Genomic DNA, 15,709 nt, shown 5'->3' with positions numbered 1-15,709 from the left:
GGTGGCGATCAGCGCCGGCAGCCCAAGCCGTCACGGCTCCGGCCGTTCCCGAAGGCGCCTTCACAAGGCGACGATCAGAAGCCGGCCATCACGGGCCGACGTTCAGCGGGCCGGACCATCCAGCGGCATCAGCCGGTCCGGACCGGCCGCGGCGGCGACCGTCTCGGGACGCGACAGGGCGCGTGCGAGGGCCGGCAGGTCCGGCGCCGCCGCGCCCGCGGCTCCGAAGACCGACCGGTCGAGGGCCGCGAAGGCGGCCGCGAGATCGGGCCGCGTCCGCCAGATCCGGGCGAGGTCCGGCGCCTCCCGCATCGCCCCGTCGAGCGCCGCGCGGAACCCGGCCGGATCGCCGGCCCGGGCCGCCGCGTGGAGCGCCCGGCGGGCCGGAGCCGACAGGCGCAAGGCGGGCCGGCCGAGGCCGAAGCCGATCAGCGCCAGCCCCAGCCCGAAGGCGGCGAGCGCCGCGGCGGCGACCACGAGGGGCGAGGGGATCGATGGCGGCGCCCGGTCGGTCTCGCGGTCGGGCAGGCCGCCGCCGATCTGACGGGCCGGGATCTCGGTCTCGCGCAGGGTGCGGGTGCTGGTGTCGAACCACGGGATCGCGATGGCGTCGAGGGGGATGATCTCCGGGACGCCGGGCTTCACGTCCCACTGGTAGGTGGCGCGGGCCACGGGACCCGAGGGCGTCAGCAGGGTCTCGCGGGTGACGGGCCCCGCGAAGGTGATGATGCCGCGGGTGCGCATCACCGGCCGGGGCGGCAGGCCTTCGGCGATCATGCCCTGGGCCTCCAGGGTGACGATCCGCCGGGTGGTCTCGCCGACCTTGATGGTCTCGGGATCGGGGCTCCAGGAATCGGTGATGGCAACGTCCTTGGCCGGCAGCCACCAGGGCTCCTTGGCGTCGGGGCCGCCCGTGGGGTCGGTCCATTGCGCGACCGGGAAGGGGATCGGCTTCGAGCGGACCTCGACGATGCGCCGCTCTCCGACATCGTTGATCGTCAGCTTGTGGGTGAAGGGCTCGATGGTGAACTGACCGGCATGGTGCGGGAAGATCGCCACGGTGCGGTCGAACGCGATGGCGCTCTGGCCGTCGGGGAGCTTGGCCTTGCTCCAGTGGTCCCGGCCGAGCTGCGTCCACGAGAAGTTGGCGAGCGAGGGCTGCACCACCTCCTCCAGCAGGATCGGCTGCTTGTAGACCCCGTGGATCTTCAGCAGCACCATCTCGCGGGGGAAGGGCGCGCTGTTGCCATTCAGCTCCGCGGTGACCGTGAGGGTGAGGTCGCCCGGCTCGATCTCGGCCTGGGCGGGGAGGGGGGCGAGGACGAGGAACAGGGCGAGGCGCCACGCGTGCGTCCCCCTCCACTGCGCGAGGGCTCCGATGTTCACGCGTCGTCGGCCGCCGGGCTCTCTCCTCCCCTGGCGATCCCGGGCTTGCCCGGGATCGCTCGAGCTTGCGGGGAGCGGTTGGAGGTGGGGGTGGTGCAGACGGCACCGCTGCGCTCGATCCTGGGCCACCCCCACCCCTGACCCCTCCCCGCAAGGGGGAGGGGATGGGCGCATCTCGGCAAGGGTACGCCGACTCAATACCCCGAAAAACATCACCACGGGTTGCTCCCGGCGGGAATCGCGGTGCCGGCCTCGACCCGGCGGGTCTGCTCGGCGCGCAGGCGCAGCTTGAGGTACCGGCCCGGATCGTCCGGCAGGGTCTGGAGCCAGAGCCGGTCCGGGCGGATCTCGTGCGCCTCGAAGCTCTTGGTCACCCGGCGGACCTCGCGCTCGGGCGCCTCGGCCACCATGGCGGAGCCGCCGCCGGTCCGGCCGCGGCCGGCCGCGTCGCCCGCGGAGCCGCGGGCCTGGCCCTTGCCGGCGTCGATCGACTGCTGCTCGGCCTTGCCGCGGCGGGCGACCTTGCTGTTGCCCGGCAGCGAGGCGCTGGCGTTCGACTCCTTGTTGCCGGCGAGCCCCTCACCGCTGGAGGCGGCGTTGATGTCGTTGTTCTGGTCCTGGTTGGCGGTGTTGTTGTAGCGGGCGCCGTACTGGGCCGTGCCGTTGGCGATGCCGCCGCCGGGACCGCGGTCGATCACCTCGGCCCGCATCCGGGCGATGAGCGAGCGGTTGGCCTGGGCATCGGCGTCGCGGGGGTTGAAGCGCAGGGCCTCGTCGTAGGCGGCCAGCGCCCCGTCGAGGTCGCCGGCCCTGGCGAGCGCGTTGCCGAGGTTGTAGCTCGCGCGGCGGCCGCCGGCGCGGAACAGCGCGATCGCCGCGTCGTAGCGGCCGGCCTCGTAGAGCGCGGCGGCGCGCCAGGCTGGGTCGATGAAGACGTCGGCCGCGAGGCCCGGCAGGCCGAGACCCATGAGCAGGCGCCCGAAGCCGGTGCGGGGCTGCGAGACGGCGAGCAGCGCCAGAAGGCCGACGCCGGCGAGCGCCAGGCCGGCGATGCGGGCGCGGCGCCGCCAGCGCGGCGGCAGGCCGGCCCGGAGCGGGACGGCGAAGCCCGTATCGGGAAGGGTCAGCCGCATCACGCGCTCCTCATCAGGCGCTCCTGCGGAACAGGATCAGGGCCGGCAGGCCGGCCAGCAGCAGCAGCCAGCGCCCGAGATCCGCGTAGGCCAGCACCCCGTAGCCGCCGGCCGCGAGGTGCTGCGCGAGACCGGCGCCGACCGCGTCGAGCACCGGGGCCGGGGTCGCGATGTCGGCGACCGTGCCGCCGCCGGCCCGTGCGAGGGCGTCGAGGGCGGTCCGGTCAGGCTTCGGCGCGCCGGGCGGGAGCGGCTTGTCGGCGGGGACGAACAGCGCCTGGAGGCGCCAGCCCTGCTGGGCGATGGCCCGCGCCTCGCGGGTGGCGGCCTCGCCGATGCCGTCGCCGTCGCTGATCAGCACCACGTCGGCCGCCACCACGTTGGCCTCCGCCAGCGTGCGGCGGGCGAGCGCGAGACCCCGCTCGGGATGCGTGCCGCGGTCCGGCACCGTGTCGGCGTCGAGGGCGAACAGGGTGGTGCCGAGGCTGTCGCGGTCGGTGGTGGGGGAGGCGGCGAGATAGGCGTCGCCCGCGTAGACCACGAGCGACACGGCCCGGGTGCCGGCGGCCTCGGCGACCGCGGCGGCGGCCTGCCGGACGCCCAGGAGGTTGCCGCCCTCCGTGACCGAGCGGGAGAGATCGACGACGATCACGGTCTCGTCGAGGTTGCGGTAGGTCCGCCCGTCCGCCCGTTCCACGGCCGGACCGGTCAGCGCGACGGCGATCAGCCCGGCCGCCAGCGCGGCGGCGAGGTTCGCCTGCCGGCGGCCGCCGAGCACCGCGCCGGCGCGGGCGAGATGGGCCATCAGCGCCGGGTCGACCGCCCGGGCCCAGTCGCCCAGCGGCGCCGAGCGCGAGGCGGCGCGGAGCGCCAGCAGGACGACGACCGGGATCGCCAGGAACCACCAGGGGCGCAGGAGCGCGACGGTGCCGAGGAGGCTCATCGGATGGATCCGCAGAGCGGGCGCGCCTTCCCTCCCCCCTCTGCGGGGGAGGGTGGCCCTCGCGTCAGCGAGGGTCGGGAGAGGGGAACCCGGCTTCCGGAAAGGGCACGGCCTTTATGCAGCACAAAGCCTTGTCCTCCACCGTCGCGCTGCCTCTCTTGCGGGACTACGTCCCGGCCCGACGCCCTTCGGGGGCCACCCTCCCCCGCAGAGGGGGGCGGGAGCAGCGCGCGGCTTCGGTCGTCGCCCCTATCGATCAGGCGCCACATCGCCGCCGCGGGTATCGATGCGTGATCGACCAAGACTGCGGACGACAGATTCATCACGCCCCCCTCCGGCTCGCGAGCAGCGCCGCGGCGGCCAGCAGCGCCAGGGCGGCCGGCCAGGGCCAGAGGTCCCGGCGCAGGGGCAGGGGCGGGGCGAGCGCCCGGCCGCCCTCCAGCCGGTCGATGGCGTCGGCGACCCGCACCAGATCCTCGGTGGTGCGCACCCGGAACGCCTCGCCGCCGCTGGCCTGCGCCATGTCGCGCAGCGTCTCGGTGTCGACCACGTCCTGCTCGCCGTCGGCGTCGGCCATGTCGCGGGGGCCCAGCGCGATGGTGTAGACCTTGATGCCCAGCGACTTGGCGAGTTCGGCCACGTCCTTGGGCGCCGTCTGGCCGGCATTGTTGGCCCCGTCCGAGAGCAGGACCACGGCTTTCGCGGCCTTCTCGCCGGCCCCGCTGCCCGACGCGGCGCCACCCTCCGCATCCCGGGGATCCAGCCGGCGCAGGGCCAGCCCGAGGCCGTCGCCGATCCCGGTGGAGCGGCCGCTGATGCCGATCGTCGCCTCGTCCAGCGCCCGGGCGACCGCGGCGGTGTCGAAGCTCGGCGCGGCCGCCACGTAGGCTTGGTCGGCGAAGATCACGAGGCCGATCCGGTCGCCGGCCCGGCGCCGGATGAAGTCGGTGCCGACGCGCTTCACGGCGGCGAGGCGGGTCACGGTCTCGCCGTCGAGGGCGAAGTCGCGCCGCTCCATGGAGCCCGACAGGTCCATGGCGATCATGATCTCACGGCCGGACGCCGGCAGCGCGGCCGCCGGCATGACGAGGCGTGGACCGCTCAGCGCCGCCACGAGGGCGGCCCAGAGCGTCCAGGTGAGCAGGGCCCTGCGCCGTCCCCGGGCGGTGCGGTCGGCGCCGGAGCGCGCCGCGCCCACCAGGGTGCCGGGCACGCGCAGGGCGCCGCTGCCGCCCTCCGGCTCGGCCGGGATCAGGCGGGCGGCCAGCAGCGGCAGGGGCAGGGCCAGCAGCGCCCACGGCGCGGCGAGGTCGAAGGCCGACAGGAGCGCGCTGAGCCACGCGGGCAGATGCGCGCTCATGCCCGCAGCCGTCCGATCAGGCGGCCGAGCTCGGCGTCCAGGGCGTCGAGGTCGGGATCCTGACGCCGGTACAGCCCGTCGGTCAGGACCCGGCCGGCACCCCGCGTGAAGAAGTCGGTCCTGAGCAGGCCGTCGAGGCGGGCAGCCCAGTCGGCGCCCGTGGCCCCGGCATCGTCGCCGAGCGTCCGGCCGAGGCGGCGCAGCAACCGGGCCTGGGCCACGAGGCGCGCCTCCGGAGGGAGGCCGCGGCTCCGGGCGAGTTCGGCGAGCGCCGCCCGGCGCAGGCTGGCCCGCGCCCGGCTGCGGCCGTACCGCACGAGCCCGACCAGCAGGGCGGCGAGGAAGCCCAGGACGGCCGCCGCGACGACCTCGCCCTGCACGGCGCCCGCGGCGCCGCCGGGCAGGTGCAGGCCCCGGAGCTGCTCGAGGGACAGGGGAATCTCGGTGGGCGTGACGGGAGTCATCGGATCGAGCCGGCGAGTATCCGACCGGCAAGTATCCGACCGGCACGGATCCGACGGGCAGGCCCGGCCTCACAGCACCGCATCGAGGCGCTCCATCAGCGGCGCGTAGGCCTCCGGGCCGGTCTCGACGTCGAGGCGCACGCCCGCGATGCCCCGGCGGGCATAGTCGGCGAGCCGCGCCTCGGCGGAATCCCCCGCTGCTCCGGCCGCGGTCGGCAGCGCGGTCCCGCGGCGGCCATCCGCGAGGGCGAAGGGATAGAAGCCCGGCGGCCGGGTCCGCTCGAAGGCGTCGCTCACCAGGATCAGCCGGATGGCGATCCGCTCGGCCAGCAGCGTCAGGAGCTCGTCGAAGCCCGGGCCGGGATCGTCCAGGGCGCTGGCGATGACGAGGTGGCCGCCGACGGGCAGCAGGCTGCGGGCAAGGGCGAGCGTCGCCTCGAGCGGCGGCTCCGCGCCGGTCGGCGCGCCGGACCCGGCCCCGAGGGCGTCGGCATGGGCCTGGGCGAGGGCGCCGGTCACCGCGATCATGGCGCGCTCGCCGCCCGCCGGCCGCAGCACGGTCGGCGCGCCCGCCGAGGCCACCGCGAGGCCGACCCGGCCGCCATCGGCGGCGACCCGCCAGCCGAGCAGCGCCAGGGCCTCGGCGGCGGCCACCGAGCGCAGGGTCCGGCGGGTGCCGAACAGCATCGCGGGCCGGAAATCGGCGAGCAGAACCACGGCGCGGTCGCGCTCGTCGTGGTGGGTACGCACGTGCAGCTGCCCGGTGCGGGCCGTGGCGTTGCGGTCGATGAAGCGGCGGTCATCGCCCTCGGACCACAGGCGGACATCCTCCGGCTCGGAACCGCGGCCACGGCGCCGCGTGACGATCCCGCCCGGCAGGCCCGCGAGCGTCCGGGTCGCGGGGGCCGAGCCCCGCCGGGCGAGGTGGCGCAGGCCCATCAGCGCCTCGCCCGAGAGGTGGATGCCGGTCTCCCGGTCGCCGTTCGCTGCCGGGAGAGGAAGATCGCGCCGCGCGCGCCCGAGCCCGAACACCGTCAGAGCGCCCGCACCCGCTGCACCAGCTCGCCGACGAGGCCGCGCGCCGTCTTGCCCTCGGCGGCGGCCCGCCATGTCAGGCCGATCCGGTGGGACAGGGCGTCCCGGGCCAGGTCGGTGACGTCCTCGGGCGTGACGTGGTCCCGGCCCCGCAGCCAGGCCCGGGCCTTGCCGGCCATCATCAGCGCCAGGGTCCCGCGCGGGGAGGCCGGATGCTCGATCATGGCGCGCAGGTCCGGGGCGGCCGCGTCGGTGCGGGTCGCCGCCACGAGCCGGACGAGGTAGTCCTTGAGGGCCGGCGACACGTAGGTGGCGAGCGCCGCCTCCCGGGCGGCGCGCACGTCCGCCAGCGACAACCGCATGGTCATCGCGTCGACGTGGTGGGTGATTTCGCCCTCCACGAGGTCGAGGATCGCCCGCTCGGTGGTCTCGTCGGGCATGTCGACCACGACGTGCAGGAGGAAGCGGTCGAGCTGCGCCTCGGGCAGGGGGAAGGTGCCGGCATGCTCGATCGGGTTCTGGGTCGCCACGACCATGAACGGATCGGACAGGCGGTGGGTCGTCCCCGAGACCGTCACCTGCCCCTCGGCCATGGATTCGAGCAGCGCCGACTGCACCTTCGGGGGCGCGCGGTTGACCTCGTCCACCAGCACGAGGGCGTGGAACAGGGGGCCGGGCAGGAACTCGAAGGTGCCGCTATCCTGCCGCCAGACGGTGGTGCCGGTGAGGTCGGCCGGCATCAGGTCCGGGGTGCACTGGATGCGCGCGAAGGAGCCGTCGAGGCCGTCGGCGAGCCGCTTGACCGCGCGGGTCTTAGCCAGACCCGGTGCGCCCTCGATCAGCAGGTGGCCGCCGGTCAGGAGACCGATCAGCAGGCGCTCGACCAGGCCGGCGCTGCCGATCAGGCCGCGCTCCAGCCCCTCGCGCAGCGCCATGACGCGGCCGTGCAGGGCCTGATCCGGGACGATTTCGGGCCGGCGTTCGGCGAGGCCGTCGCTCATGCGAGGACAAGTCCTGCGCGAAGGGGTTCTGCGCGAAGGGGTTCTGAGCGAAGAGATCCTGCGCGGACCGCGTCCGCCGCTCGGGCCATGTGCTGCATCCTGCACGTCTCCTCGGCCGGGTCCCGAATTCTTAAGGGATCCTCAGGCTCTTGCCGGTGTGCCCGCTGCCCGGTGCGGCCGTCAATCCCGCGCCGGACGCCCTTTCGCGCCTGTGCCGGGCCATGGTGTCACGGTTTCGTCACCGCACCGCTTTCTAGAACCGACGATGACCAGCTACGCCGCCCTCCCCGAAGAAGCGAAATCCGCGCTCGGCCTGCTCGTGGCCTTCGTGCTCGGCACGATCATCGGGGCCGAGCGCCAGTACCGGCAGCGCACCGCGGGCCTGCGCACCGCGGTCCTCGTCGCGGTGGGCGCCAGCGCCTTCGTGGATCTCGGCATGCGGCTCACCGGCCCGGACGGCGGTGTCCGCACGGTCGCCTACGTGATCTCCGGCATCGGCTTCCTCGGCGCCGGCGTGATCATGAAGGAGGGGATGAACGTCCGCGGCCTCAACACCGCCGCGACCCTGTGGTGCTCGGCCGCCGTCGGCGCGTTCTGTGGCGCCGACCTGCCGCTGGAAGCCCTGTTCGTGATGATCACGGTGCTCGCCTGCAACACGGCGCTGCGGCCGCTGGTGAACGCCATCAACCGCGCGCCGATCCGCGAATCCGCCACCGAGGCGACCTACGAGGTCCAGGTGACCACGGCGCCGGGGGAGGCCGGCCCGGCGCAAGACCTGCTGGTGGAACGCCTGGAGGCGGCCAATTATCCGGTGAGCAACGTCGAGGTGGAGGAGCGCGGCGAGAATGCGGTCGACGTCGTGGCGACGTTGACGGCGAGCGCCGTGAAGGCGGAGGAACTCGACGCCGTGACCAACGACCTCGCCCGCCTGCCCGGCATCCGCCACGCCACGTGGTCGGTCCAGACCGCCGACTGACTTTCCGGGATTGCCTTTCTCGAAGTGGGCCCGCGGTGAGGAAACCTCTGAAGGCGGCCGGACCTTACCGTGCCGAATCCGGAGATCCACCATGACCCAGTCTCAGAAGAGCGCGCTGATCGTCGGAGCCTCGCGCGGCCTCGGGCTCGGACTCGTCGAGTCCTTTCTGGAGCGCGGCTGGCGCGTCACCGCGACCCAGCGCACGCCGTCCGCCGACCTCGCCCGCCGCGCCGCGAAAACCCTGCGGGTCGAGACCGTCGACATCGACGAGGAGGCGAGCGTCGCCGCCCTGCACGACCGTCTGGCCGCGGAGCATTTCGACCTGATCTTCGTGGTGGCGGGCGTCGCCACCCAGGCCCACGACCCGCTGCACGCGGTGCCCCGGGCTGTCGCCGCGCAGGTCTATCTCACGAACGCGGTCAGCCCGATCCGCTTCGCGGAAGCCTTTCTGGATCGTCTCGCTCCCGGCGGCAGCGTCGCCCTGATGAGTTCGATCCTCGGCAGCGTCAGCCTGAACGACACGGGCGGCTGGGAGACCTACCGAGCCAGCAAGGCGGCGCTCAACAGCCTGGCCCGCAGTTTCGAGAGTCGCCATCGGGCCGAGAATCTTTCCGTCCTGATCCTGCATCCGGGCTGGGTGCGCACCGAGATGGGCGGAGCGGAGGCCGATATCGACGTGGCCACCAGCGTCAGGGGCTTGGCCGAGGTGATCGCGGCCCGGCTCGGCGAGCCGGGCGCGCATTACCTCGACTACCGGGGCGAGACGCTGCCCTGGTAGGGGCCGGATCGCCTCAGCGACGGGGATCGAGGGGACGGCCGCGGCGCTCGATCACCACGGTCGGGCGGGTGCGACGCTCGACCACCACCGTGCGGGGTGCCCGGCTCGGGCTCGCATGGGTCAGGATCCGCTCCGGCGTGCGCTCCGGCTTGGCCTTCTTGGCAGCCAGGACGTGCGGGCGGACCTCGTCGGCGGCCAAGCCCATCAGGCCCGCGGCGATCTCTACCTGCTGCTCGACGTCGTCGGCGAGATCCTGCGCGGCGGCCACCGCCTCGTTCACCGTCGGCGGCTCGCGGCGCACCCGGATCGGCGGCAGGTCGGCGAAGCTCTTCTGCGTCTTCTTCACGGGGCGACTCGCGGTCTTCATAGGACAGACATAGCGCCTTCCGGGCCGGTTGTGCAGTGCATCAAAAACGTGTGTCCGCCGTTCCCGGCACATGCCTGAGGGGTGATGGGGCCATTCCTGGCACTCCGATGGGCAGCCTGATGGCGGCGATGTCGAGCACACGAACACGCCTTGGGCAGATTCCTTCCCGGATCGCCGCGCCTGCGGCATAATGGCACGGTCCGGCCGCCGCAAGGGGAGGGGCTGCTGCGGACGGTCTGACCGGAGACGCCCGGGACCGCATCTGCGGGAAGCGGACAGGCTTAAGATCCGGCGTGTAGGATCGGCCCATGACCGAGCCGCTCGATCCCCGCCTGACCCCGGCCCGTCCCGAGGTCGCCGACATCCGCCTGCGCGGCCGGGTCGCGGCCGCGCGCTTCGTCGCCGCCACGCCGCGTCGGGTCATGGCACCGGCGGCTCCCCTGCACCGCGCTCCTTCGCCGGAAGCCGGGCTCGACACCGAGGCGCTCCTCGGGGACGCGGTCGCGCTCTACGACGAGGCCGACGGCTTCGCGTTCGTGCAACTCGTCCGCGACGGCTATGTCGGCTACGTGCCCGCCGCCTGCCTCGGCCCGGCGGAGCCGGAGCCGACGCATCGGGTCACGGCGCTGCGCACCTTCCTGTATCCCGAGCCGGACCTGAAGCGGCCGGTCCGCGCGCATCTGAGCCTCGGGGCGCGTCTGGTCGTGACCGGCCAGTCTGGATCGTACCTGGAGACGCCGGGCGGCTACGTCTTCGCCGCCCACTGCGCGCCCGTGGCGCATCGCGAGCCGGATCACGTCGCCACGGCCGCGCGGCTGATCGGAACGCCCTACCTGTGGGGCGGGCGCACCAGCCTCGGTCTCGACTGCTCGGGTCTCGTGCAGCTCTGTCTCGATGCCGCCGGCCTGCCCTGCCCGCGCGACGCCGACATGCAGGAGCGCGACCTCGGGCGGCCGCTGCCCCTCGACCTCTCCGGCCTGCGCCGGGGCGATCTCGTGTTCTGGCGCGGCCATGTCGGGCTGATGCGCGATCCCGAGACGCTGATCCATGCCAACGGACACCACATGGCGGTGGCGGCGGAGCCGCTGGCCGGGGCGGTCGCCCGGATCGAGGCCAACAGTTTCGGCGCGGTGACCGGCATAAGGCGCCTCTGAGCCGGCACCTTTCGAGGAAGAGGGTCCAAGTTCCGCGGCAAACGTGCTACAGAGCCGTCCCGCTTCCCTCTTCCTGCCCGGTTCGTGGGCCAGTCCTGTTGACAGGACAGCCTCACCCTCGCCACATCCCCCGCATGACCGTCGATATCGCGCCCTCCGAGCCCGTCGCGGGCACCACCGGCAAGCCGCCGCTGGAGATCCTGCTCTGTGCACCCCGCGGCTTCTGCGCCGGCGTGGTGCGGGCCATCGACGTGGTGGAGCGGGCTCTCGCCATCTACGGGCCGCCCGTCTACGTCCGCCACGAGATCGTCCACAACAAGTACGTGGTCGAGAGCCTGAAGCGGAAGGGCGCGGTGTTCGTCCGCGAGCTCGACGAGGTGCCCGACGGCGGCGCCCCGGTGATCTTCTCCGCCCACGGCGTCGCTAAGACGGTACCGGCCAACGCCGATTCGCGCGGCCTGACCACGATCGACGCCACCTGCCCGCTGGTGACCAAGGTCCACCGCGAGGCCGAGATTCACCACAAGCGCGGCCGCCACGTGCTGCTGGTCGGCCATTCCGGCCACCCGGAGGTGGTGGGCACCATGGGCCAGCTGCCCAAGGGCTCGATCACCCTGGTGGAGGACCTCGACCAGATCGAGGCCCTGACGCCGGAGAACCCCGACAACCTCGCCTGGGTGACCCAGACGACCCTGTCGGTGGACGACACCCGGCACATCGTCGACGCGCTGAAGCAGAAGTTCCCGACCATCACCGGGCCGCACAAGGACGACATCTGCTACGCCACCACCAACCGCCAGGAGGCGGTGAAGCAGGTGGCGCCGCTGGTGGATGCGCTCATCGTGGTGGGCTCGTCCAACTCCTCGAACTCGCAGCGCCTGCGCGAGGTCGCCGAGCGGGTCGGCTGCCCGATCACCCGCCTCGTGCTCCGCGCCGAGGAGATCGACTGGCCGGCCTTCGAGGGCATCCGGAAGCTCGGCCTCACGGCCGGCGCCTCGGCTCCCGAGGTGCTGGTCGAGGAGATCATCGACGCGTTCGCGGCCCGCTACGACGTGATGGTCGACACGGTCTCGACGGTGATCGAGGACATGGTCTTCCCGCTTCCGCGGGAGCTGCGCAGCGAGGCCGCCGAGTAGGCAGCCGCGACCAGGCAGCCTGGACACAGGCGCGGCAGGCTTTATGCGGGGGCGCTTCGGCGCCCCTCGTCGTATCGAAGTTCCAAAAATCCAGAGCGCAACACGTGGCCGTCTACACCGAGGTATCCGACGCGGCGCTCGCCGACTTCCTGTCCGCCTACGCGATCGGCGGCCTGCTCTCCTACAAGGGCATCGCCGAGGGGGTCGAGAACTCGAACTTCTTCCTGCACACCACCGACGGTTCCTACATCCTGACCCTCTACGAGAAGCGGGTCCGCGAGCAGGATCTGCCGTTCTTCATCGGGTTGATGGAGCACCTCTCCGCCCGCGGCCTCGCCTGCCCGCAGCCGGTGCGGGACCGGGCCGGCACCGCGCTCGGACGCCTGTGCGGGCGGCCCGCCGCCATCGTGAGCTTCCTGGAGGGCGTCTCGGTCAAGGCGCCGGGGGTGGAGCATTGCCGGGAACTCGGCCGCGCGCTCGCCGCGCTGCACGAAGCCGGCCGGGATTTCACCATGGTGCGGGAGAACAACCTCTCGGTCTCCTCCTGGCGCCCGCTCTTCGTGCAGGCCGAGGCGCAGGCCGATTCGGTCGAGCCCGGCCTCGCGGAGCGCACCCGCGCCGACCTCGTTTTCCTGGAGGCGCACTGGCCCCGGGATCTGCCGGGCGGGGTAATCCACGCGGACCTCTTCACCGACAACGTCTTCTTCATCGGCGATACCCTGTCGGGCCTCATCGACTTCTACTTCGCCTGCACGGACGCCTTCGCGTACGACCTCGCGGTGTGCCTCAACGCCTGGTGCTTCGAGGCCGACGGCACCTTCCATCGCGACATGGCGGCGGCGCTGATCGCCGGCTACGAGGCCGTGCGGCCCCTGGAGGCCGCCGAGGTCGCGGCCCTGCCGATCCTGTGCCGGGGGGCGGCGCTCCGGTTCATGCTGACCCGGCTGGTGGACTGGCTGAACGTTCCGCCCGGCGCCCTGGTGAAGCCGAAGGACCCGCGGGAATTCGATCGCCGGCTCACCTTCCACCGGCAGGCGCGGGATGCGCGGGATTACGGGCGGCAGGGCTGAGGGCGGCAGGGTCGAGGACGGGATGAGCACCGAGGGGACGGGGGCCGCCGCGGCCGAGCCGAAGCGCGTGACGATCTACACGGACGGCGCCTGCTCGGGGAATCCCGGGCCGGGCGGCTGGGGGGCGATCCTGATCTTCGGCGACACCCAGAAGGAGTTGTCGGGGGGCGAGGCCCACACCACCAACAACCGCATGGAGATCCTGGCGGCGATCGAGGCGCTGGAGGCGCTGAAGCGTCCCTGCCGGGTCGACCTGTTCACGGACTCGCAGTACCTGCGTCAGGGCATCACCGGCTGGATCCACAATTGGAAGGCTCGGGGCTGGCGCACGGCCGACAAGAAGCCGGTGAAGAACGAGGATCTCTGGCGCCGGATCGACGCCGCCCGCGAGCGCCACGACGTGGCATGGCACTGGGTGAAGGGCCACGCCAGCGACCCGCTCAACAACAGGGTCGACGCGCTGGCGGTCGCCGCGATGCTGCCGTTCAAGCGACGCTGAACAGCAGTTCCGCCCGGAGCCGGACCGGTCAGTCGGTCGTCCCGTCCAACCCCAGCCAGTGGCGACCGTCGCGGGCCAGCAGGTCGTCGGCCTCCTTCGGGCCGGTGCTGCCGGCCGGGTAGAACGCGACATCCCCCTGCGGCCAGCCCTTGAGCAGCGGGTCGACCGCCGCCCAGCCGGCCTCGATGTTGTCGGCCCGCTGGAACAGGGTCGCGTCGCCGATCATGCAATCGTACAGCAGGGTCTCGTAGCCGACATTGGGCTGGTCCGGAAAGAAGTCCTTGTAGCGGAAGCCGGAGCGCACCCGGCCGATCTTCATCTGCGGCCCCGGCACCTTCACGTTGAACTCGGTGCTGACCCCGTGGTCGGGATCGATCAGGATCCGCATCACGGTCGGCCCGAGGTCGGCGGTGGGCGTGTCCTCGAACATCCTGAACGGGGCCGGCTTGAACAGCACCGCGACCTCGGTGCGCCGGCCGGTCATGCGCTTGCCGGTGCGGACGTAGAACGGCACACCCGCCCAGCGCCAGTTCTCGATGTTGAGCTTCAACGCGGTGTAGGTCTCGGTCACGGAATCCTTCGCCACATGCGGCTCGTCCCGATAGGCCGGCACGTCGCGGCCCTCCGAGGTTCCGGCCGTGTACTGGCCGCGCACCGCGTCCCCGGGCGGGATCGGCCTCACGGCCTCGGCGAGCTTGGCCTTCTCGCTGCGCACCGCCTCCGCGTCGAAGGAGTTCGGCGGCTCCATGGCGACCATGCAGAGGAGCTGGAACATGTGGTTCGGCACCATGTCGCGCAGCGCCCCGGTGGGCTCGTAGAACCCGCCGCGCTCCTCGACGCCCACCGTCTCGGCGGCGGTGATCTGGATGCTGTCGATGTATTCCCGCCGCCAGACCGGCTCCAGCAGGCCGTTGGCGAAGCGGAACGCCATGATCGACTGGACCGTCTCCTTTCCCAGGAAATGGTCGATCCGGTAGAACTGGCTCTCGTCGCCCTGTTTCAGGATGCGGACGTTGAGGTCCCGGGCCGAGGCGAGGTCGGAGCCGAACGGCTTTTCGATGACCACCCGGCGGAAACGGTCGCCCTCTTGGCGGAGCAGGCCGGCCTGGCCGAGCCCGTCCACGATCGTCCCGAAGAAGCGCGCCGCCACCGCGCAGTAGAACACCGCGCTGCCGGTCACCCGCTCCCTGATGGCGGCGAACGTCTCGGGCTTCTCGAAGTCGCCCTTCAGGTAGTGCAGCCGGTCGCGGATGAAGCCCCAGCTCTTCGCGTCGATGTGGTCGGCGTGGAACTCGGAGGTCGGATCCTTGCTGAACGCCTCCATGGTCTGGGTGAGGCTGTCGCGAAGGCCCTCGTCGGTGCCGTCGTTGTGGTCGACGCCGAGGATGGAAAACCCTTCGGGCAGCAGCCCCGCGCCCGCGAGGTTGTAGAGCGAGGGCATCAGCAATCGCTTGGTCAGGTCGCCGCCCGCGCCGAAGATCACCAGCGTGCAGGGCGGCGCCGGCTTCGTGCCGCAGGCCGCCTTGTCCTTGAGGATCGTCTTGGGCTCGGCCATCCCTGCCTCCCGTCCGGCTGCGATGCAGCAAACCGGCGGGACAACCCGCCGCAGCGGGGCCCGTTCCGGGGCGCGTGGGGTCCGGCCCCAGAGTCGTTCCCGATCGGGCTGTGACAGTGTCGATGGCCGTGCCGAACGAGGCGTGGGTCCCCGCTTCCGAGCGGGCTTGTGGATTCACAGATCGGGCTCGGGATCGTTGTCAGGTCGATTGACCGGGATGTCCACGCGCCCTCCCTCCCCCCTCTGCGGGGGAGGGTGGCCCTCGCGTCAGCGAGGGTCGGGAGAGGGGAACCCGGCGTCAGGATTGAGCGCGGCCTTCACACGGCGCAGAGCCTTGTTCTGCAGCGTCGCTCCCCTCTCCCGACCCCCTTCGGGGGCCACCCTCCCCCGCAGAGGGGGGAGGGAGACGCGCGGGACCGTTCAGCCACTCTCCGAACCCGATCGAGACGGCCTCAGCCGACCGCGTCCTCCACCAGGATCTCGCGCTTGCCGGCGTGGTTGGCCGGGCCGACGATGCCCTCGACCTCCATCCGCTCCATGATCGAGGCGGCGCGGTTGTAGCCGATCTGCAGCCGGCGCTGGATGTAGCTGGTCGAGGCCTTCTGGTCGCGCAGCACCACCTGGACGGCCTGCTCGTAGAGATCGCCGCCGGCCTCGCCGAAGGAGCCCTGGTCGAAGACCGCGCCGTCGAGTTCGAGCTCGGCCGCGCCTGCCTTGCCCTTGGCGGCTCCCTTCTCGGGCGCGCCCTCCTCGTCATCCGCCGTGACGGCGTCGAGGTAGCTGGGCCGGCCCTGGCGCTTGAGGTGGGCGACCACGCTCTCGACCTCGCTGTCCGAGCAGAACGGCCCGTGC

Annotated in this window: 16 protein-coding genes; 6 read left to right on the top strand and 10 right to left on the bottom strand. The window is 72.7% G+C overall.

Translation table 11 applies throughout. The features are described from left to right. Positions 1–102 precede the first annotated feature (102 nt). The 7 genes from ACLBX9_RS11095 to ACLBX9_RS11065 all read right to left on the bottom strand — a co-directional run bounded on the left by ACLBX9_RS11095 (position 103) and on the right by ACLBX9_RS11065 (position 7,322). A complete protein-coding gene (locus ACLBX9_RS11095; RefSeq protein WP_447718969.1) occupies positions 103–1,386 on the bottom strand; it encodes a hypothetical protein in 1,284 nt (427 codons plus the stop codon). Between the two features lie 212 nt (positions 1,387–1,598). Continuing rightward, entirely contained in the window at positions 1,599–2,519 is a 921-nt protein-coding gene (locus tag ACLBX9_RS11090; RefSeq protein ID WP_010685238.1) for a tetratricopeptide repeat protein, read from the bottom strand. Positions 2,520–2,532: 13 nt separating this feature from the next. Then, positions 2,533–3,462 carry a VWA domain-containing protein gene (locus ACLBX9_RS11085; RefSeq protein WP_447718968.1) on the bottom strand — a complete coding sequence of 310 codons (930 nt, stop codon included), beginning with the start codon at positions 3,460–3,462 and terminating at the stop codon, positions 2,533–2,535. A gap of 322 nt (positions 3,463–3,784) precedes the next feature. Further along, positions 3,785–4,822 (bottom strand): VWA domain-containing protein, encoded by a 1,038-nt coding sequence (locus ACLBX9_RS11080; protein ID WP_010685240.1) that lies wholly within the window; start codon positions 4,820–4,822, stop codon positions 3,785–3,787. Beyond that, positions 4,819–5,286 carry a DUF4381 family protein gene (locus ACLBX9_RS11075; protein WP_447718967.1) on the bottom strand — a complete coding sequence of 156 codons (468 nt, stop codon included), beginning with the start codon at positions 5,284–5,286 and terminating at the stop codon, positions 4,819–4,821. The genes ACLBX9_RS11080 and ACLBX9_RS11075 overlap by 4 nt, the downstream gene beginning before the upstream one ends. Before the next feature lie 69 nt (positions 5,287–5,355). Further along, entirely contained in the window at positions 5,356–6,225 is an 870-nt protein-coding gene (locus ACLBX9_RS11070) for a DUF58 domain-containing protein (protein ID WP_447719032.1), read from the bottom strand. Between the two features lie 95 nt (positions 6,226–6,320). Continuing rightward, positions 6,321–7,322, bottom strand: a complete 1,002-nt coding sequence (locus ACLBX9_RS11065) for an AAA family ATPase (RefSeq protein ID WP_010685243.1) — start codon at positions 7,320–7,322, stop codon at positions 6,321–6,323. A gap of 265 nt (positions 7,323–7,587) precedes the next feature. Here ACLBX9_RS11065 and ACLBX9_RS11060 point away from each other — a divergent pair, with 265 nt between their 5' ends. After that, the gene (locus ACLBX9_RS11060) at positions 7,588–8,298 is read left to right on the top strand and encodes an MgtC/SapB family protein (RefSeq protein WP_010685244.1); all 711 of its coding nucleotides are present in this window, start codon (positions 7,588–7,590) and stop codon (positions 8,296–8,298) included. Between the two features lie 91 nt (positions 8,299–8,389). Next, positions 8,390–9,076: an SDR family oxidoreductase gene (locus tag ACLBX9_RS11055; RefSeq protein WP_010685245.1), complete on the top strand. Its 687-nt coding sequence runs from the start codon at positions 8,390–8,392 to the stop codon at positions 9,074–9,076. 13 nt (positions 9,077–9,089) lie between these two features. Here ACLBX9_RS11055 and ACLBX9_RS11050 read toward each other — a convergent pair whose 3' ends face one another. After that, positions 9,090–9,422, bottom strand: a complete 333-nt coding sequence (locus ACLBX9_RS11050; protein ID WP_010685246.1) for a hypothetical protein — start codon at positions 9,420–9,422, stop codon at positions 9,090–9,092. Positions 9,423–9,751: 329 nt separating this feature from the next. Between ACLBX9_RS11050 and ACLBX9_RS11045 the strand changes: the two genes are divergently transcribed. From ACLBX9_RS11045 to rnhA, 4 genes are all read left to right on the top strand, one after another. Then, the gene (locus ACLBX9_RS11045) at positions 9,752–10,597 is read left to right on the top strand and encodes a C40 family peptidase (protein WP_447718966.1); all 846 of its coding nucleotides are present in this window, start codon (positions 9,752–9,754) and stop codon (positions 10,595–10,597) included. Positions 10,598–10,731: 134 nt separating this feature from the next. Next, complete coding sequence (gene ispH / locus ACLBX9_RS11040; protein WP_010685248.1) at positions 10,732–11,733, top strand: 4-hydroxy-3-methylbut-2-enyl diphosphate reductase; 1,002 nt, start codon at positions 10,732–10,734, stop codon at positions 11,731–11,733. A gap of 104 nt (positions 11,734–11,837) precedes the next feature. Beyond that, entirely contained in the window at positions 11,838–12,803 is a 966-nt protein-coding gene (locus ACLBX9_RS11035; RefSeq protein WP_447718965.1) for a homoserine kinase, read from the top strand. A gap of 22 nt (positions 12,804–12,825) precedes the next feature. Beyond that, positions 12,826–13,302 carry a ribonuclease HI gene (gene rnhA, locus ACLBX9_RS11030; RefSeq protein WP_010685250.1) on the top strand — a complete coding sequence of 159 codons (477 nt, stop codon included), beginning with the start codon at positions 12,826–12,828 and terminating at the stop codon, positions 13,300–13,302. 28 nt (positions 13,303–13,330) lie between these two features. Here the strand turns inward: rnhA and zwf are convergent, their stop codons facing one another. Continuing rightward, complete coding sequence (zwf, locus tag ACLBX9_RS11025; RefSeq protein WP_447718964.1) at positions 13,331–14,857, bottom strand: glucose-6-phosphate dehydrogenase; 1,527 nt, start codon at positions 14,855–14,857, stop codon at positions 13,331–13,333. Positions 14,858–15,309: 452 nt separating this feature from the next. Then, positions 15,310–15,709, bottom strand: a 400-nt coding sequence (locus ACLBX9_RS11020) for a DNA translocase FtsK (protein ID WP_447718963.1), incomplete at its 5' end; no start/stop codon positions are given.

It is taken from the genome of Methylobacterium sp. A49B (assembly GCF_053346215.1).
The sequence above is the reverse complement of the archived record's forward strand: the minus strand, read 5'-3'. Positions and strand labels throughout refer to the sequence as shown.